This window comes from Thiomonas sp., assembly GCF_054608695.1.
The window spans coordinates 1-4,415 of the sequence record NZ_JBTRXV010000167.1 but is presented as its reverse complement, the minus strand read 5'-3'; the positions used below and the strand labels follow the sequence as shown (position 1 = coordinate 4,415).

General features: G+C 66.6%; 3 protein-coding genes and 1 pseudogene. 3 read left to right on the top strand and 1 reads right to left on the bottom strand.

The window, feature by feature from the left end; genetic code table 11:
• Positions 1–1,011, top strand: a 1,011-nt coding sequence (locus ACYCUK_RS23540; RefSeq protein WP_461597015.1) for an ATP-binding protein, incomplete at its 5' end; no start/stop codon positions are given.
• Between the two features lie 117 nt (positions 1,012–1,128).
• On the top strand, positions 1,129–2,328 hold the full coding sequence (locus tag ACYCUK_RS23535) for an IS4 family transposase (RefSeq protein ID WP_461597014.1): 1,200 nt from the start codon (positions 1,129–1,131) through the stop codon (positions 2,326–2,328).
• A gap of 190 nt (positions 2,329–2,518) precedes the next feature.
• Here the strand turns inward: ACYCUK_RS23535 and ACYCUK_RS23530 are convergent, their stop codons facing one another.
• On the bottom strand, positions 2,519–3,787 hold the full coding sequence (locus tag ACYCUK_RS23530; protein WP_461597013.1) for an ATP-binding protein: 1,269 nt from the start codon (positions 3,785–3,787) through the stop codon (positions 2,519–2,521).
• Positions 3,788–4,261: 474 nt separating this feature from the next.
• Here ACYCUK_RS23530 and ACYCUK_RS23525 point away from each other — a divergent pair.
• Positions 4,262–4,415 (top strand): annotated as a pseudogene (locus ACYCUK_RS23525) (IS110 family transposase); the annotation flags it as partial.

Below are 4,415 nucleotides of genomic sequence, written 5' to 3'. Positions count from 1 at the left end.
GCGGTGCGGGCCGCCATCGCCCAGGCCCGTGTGGGGGCGCTGGTGGGGGCCGAGACCCTGGCGGCTCTGGCGGCCAGCGAGGTGCTGGCTCCGGCGGTGCTGACGCGGGCGGCGGCGGTGTTGCAGCGGGTGCAGCAGCAGGTGCAGCAACAGACACAACACCAGGCACAACAGCCGACAGGCGCGGACAACGCCGCGTTGCCGTATGACCGCGCCTTGCTCAGCCTGGTGAACCAGACCTTGCGCGCCCAGGGCCACCCGGCGATTCTGGGACCGATGCTGGGGCACGATCCCCTGGGCCTGCCCTCCTGCTATGACCCCGACCTGGTGCATGCCGATGGGGATCTGCGGGCGATGGCGCTGGGCATCGCGCGCACAGGCAGCGCCAGGCTGTGTCTGGCCGGGCCGCCGGGCACGGGCAAGACGGCGGCTGCGCGCTGGCTGGCGGATCAATGCGGGCTGCCGCTGCAGCTCTGGCGGGCGTCGGATCTGTTGGCCAAGTGGCTGGGGGCGAGTGAACGGCTGGTGGCGCGGGCCTTCCGGGAAGCGCAGGCGGATGGGGCGGTGCTGCTGATCGATGAGATCGATGGCCTGCTGCAGGATCGGCGCGGTGCAGCGCAGGCCTGGGAGGTGACGCTGGCGCAGGAGTTGCTGACGCAGATGGAGGCGTTCTGCGGGGTGTTCGTCGCCACGACCAATCGCCTGGAGGGGCTGGATCCGGCGGCGCTGCGGCGCTTTGATCTGAAGCTGCAGTTCCGCGCGCTGCGCTTCGAGCAGGCCTGGGCTTTGTTGGGCAGGCATTGCGCGGCCTTGGGGCTGGGGGTGCCGGAGGACGGGCTGCGGCAAGACCTGCAGGCGCTGGCCTCGCTGACGCCGGGGGACTTTGCGACGGTGGCGCGGCGGCATCGCTTGCAGCCCCTGCGCAGTGCGCACGACTTCGTCATCGCGCTGCGCGCGGAATGCGGCTTCAAACCGGGTGGGGTGGGGGCTGGGACCATGGGGTTTGTGTGAGGCGGGCTGTTAGGGAGGCTTCGGCCCGGGTTGCCAGCCGGGCTAAACCCAATACTGTTCAGATAGAAGTAAATCGATGATAATCTGTCCCTGTCGAGACTTCGATGGAGACGGACGATGGCGAGAACCCGCAAGGCACTGCCGGCGAGAGTGGACGTTGCGCACCTGATCAGCGCAGGCGTGCTGGCCAGCGTGTGCCCGCGCGCGTTGATCGAGGAGGTGCTGGCCGATACCGGCAAGGCAAGCCAACGCCAGCGGCGGCTGCCGGCGCCGGCGGTCGTGTACTACGTGATGGCCTTGGCGCTGTGGCGTGAGGCGCCGCTGGAGGAGGTGCTGCGGGTGGTGTGCGAGGGTCTGCAGTGGCTCGGCGGTGGTGAGGCCGGCGCGGTGCAAGCCAGCAAGTCAGCGATCTCGCAGGCTCGCACCCGACTGGGCTCGCAGGTGATGCGCCAACTGGCCGAACGCGTGCTGCGGCCGCTGGCCGCTCCTGGTGCGCCGGGTGCGTGGTACCGAGGGCTTCGCGTCATGGCCCTGGACGGCAGTTGCATGGACGTCGCCGACGAGGCGGCCAATGCCGAGTACTTCGGCTACCCGGGCGCCTCACGCGGGCAGAGTGCGTTCCCGCAGGCGCGGCTGCTGGGGCTGGTGGAGTGCGGCACGCATGGGGTGACGGCCGCCGAGGTCGCGCCCTACGGCCACAGTGAACAAGCCATGGCGGCGAAGATGTTGCCGGCCAAGCTGGAGCCCGACATGTTGGTGCTGGCCGACCGAAACTTCTACGGCTTCAAGCTTTGGCGCATCGCCTGCGCCACCGGCGCCAAGCTGGCCTGGCGGGTCCAATCCAACCTCAAGCTACCGGCGGAGCAGATGCTGCCCGACGGCTCCTACCTCAGCACCGTGTTCGACAGCAGTGACCACGCGCGCCGCTCGGGACAAACGGTGCGGGTGATCGACTACACGCTGCAGGACTCGGCCACCACGTCCCAGGACAGCTACCGGTTGGTGACCAACATCCTGGAGCCCGCCGAGGCGCCGGCCTTGGAGTTGGCTGCGCTGTACCACGAACGCTGGGAGATCGAAGGCGTCTTCGACGAGTTCAAGACGCACCTGCGCGCCAACAGCACGGTGCTGCGCAGCAAAACGCCCGATCTGGTTCTGCAAGAGCTGTGGGGCTTGCTGCTGGCGCACTTCGCCATCCGCCAGTTGATGGCGCAAGCGGCCTGGCCGCGCGGGCTCGACCCCGATCGTTTGAGCTTCACGCACGCGGTGCGTGTGATCAAGCGCAAGATGCCGCAAGCTGCGGCTGTTCCCCCCTGAGCGGTTGGCTGCCTGGCGCGATGCGCTGCTTGAGGCGATCGCACGCGGTCGATGCGTCAGCAGCCGCGGGCGCTTCAATCCGCGCGGCGTCAGGCGCAAGATGAGCAACTTCAACGTCCGCCATCGCGGCGAGTCGCTCCACCAGAGGCATCAGCCGACGCCAGTGCTCCGTATCTGAACAGTATTGGGGCTAAACCTCCTTCCACAAGACGCTGATCGGCAGGGCATGCAGGCCGGGCCCGAAGGGCAGAACGGCCTCGCCGTCATACAGCACCACGCCCGCAATCAAGCGTGCGCCAACGGCGTCCTGGAGTTTGCGCAAACCCTTGAAGTCGGCCGCCGTCACCGTCGATGCGGCCTTGACCTCGAGACCGACGAGCTTCTGTCCTTGCTCGACGACGATGTCGACTTCGACGCCGTCCTTGTCTCGGAAGTGAAAGAAGGCGCTGCGCTCCCCGGCCCAACTGGCCTGGCGGCGCAACTCCTGGTAAACGAAGGTTTCGAGCAATTGCCCGAACAGTCGACGATCGTCCCACAAGCCTTGGGCGTCGACACCGAGCAGGGCACAGGCCAGCCCCGTGTCGCCCAGGTGCAGTTTGGGGGTCTTGATCAGGCGGCTCAGGCGGTTGCTGTGCCAAGGAGGCAGTTCTTCCAACAGGAAGATGCGCTGCAGCAAGGACACATACTCGCGGATGGTCGGGCGGCTGAGCTGGAATGGCGCGGCGAGGTCGGTGACGTTGAGCAGATGCGCTGTTTGCCCTGCGGCCATGGCCATCAGACGGGGCAAGGCGTCCAGGGCGGCGATGCGTGCCAGGTCGCGCACATCGCGTTGCACCAGGGTCTCGACATAGTCGCGGTACCAGGCTGTGCGACGCCGTGAGGTGCCACGCGCAAGCGCGGCGGGGAAACCTCCGGCGGCCACCCGCTCGGCCAGCGCCTTGCCCAGTCTGGCGTGGGGTTGGGTGTGGGGTCGGACGTGCGCCCGGGGTGGGACGCTGGCGCTGAACAAGGCGGCCAGCAAGTCCGTCGGCACCGCCGCCAACTCGGCCTGCGCCAGCGGATGCAGCCGCAGGATCTCCATGCGCCCGGCCAGCGAATCGGCCAGCTTGGGCAACAGCAGGACATTCGCCGAGCCGGTCAGGATGAATCGCCCGGGTCGGCGATCGCGATCAACGGCGGCCTTGAGGGTGGTGAAGAGCAGGGGCACGCGCTGCACTTCGTCGAGAATGACCTTGTCGGGCAAATCCGCCACGAAACCGACTGGATCGGTTTGGGCCGCAGCGCGCTGCACGTCATCGTCAAAGCTGATGTAGGCATAGCCGTGCTGCGCCCCGACGGCACGAGCCAGCGTGGTCTTGCCGCACTGCCGCGGCCCATGGATGAGGGCAACAGGCGTATCGCTCAAAGCCTCGATCAAGCGGGGCTGGACAAAACGGGGATGATGTTCGAAGGCTTGCATAGCGTCCGATTGTAAATTGATAAGCGTCCAATTGAAAATCGATCGACCGACCATCCGAAACGATTTCAGGCGAATCGAGTTGCCCGATGCGGCAACGTGGCAAACGGATGGGCAGGATCCATGCTGAACTGTGTTCGTCGACTTGCGCACACCGCAAACGCCGGTAAGATTCGAGCGTCTTCACATCCCCAAGGCCCTTCTCACCCGCGCAGATCCTGAACCGACCGCCACTGCGGTCCCGAAATTGGACTGATGCACGCCCGACGTGCGTCCGCAATGTCCAACACCTTCAGGAGATGTGATGGATGCCTCCCTCCCTACGGGGATTGAGACAGGAGCACGGAGATGAACGCGCAGCCGTTCGGGAGTGGCCTTGCCGCCAGGGTGGCGGGGTGGGTCTCCGGATGGAGACGGCATCGATGTGCCCAGGGCGTGATAGACCACGGTCTTCACAAACACCATCGGGGACCCGAGATGAATCGTAAGACTGGCATGAGCGCGGGGCAAATCATCGGCACGATCGACGGCCTGCAGGTCGTGGGGTTGGACATTGCCAAGCAGGTGTTCCAGATGCACACGGTGGACATCGCCACGGGGGAGATCGTCAACGTGCAGATCAAGCGCGGCA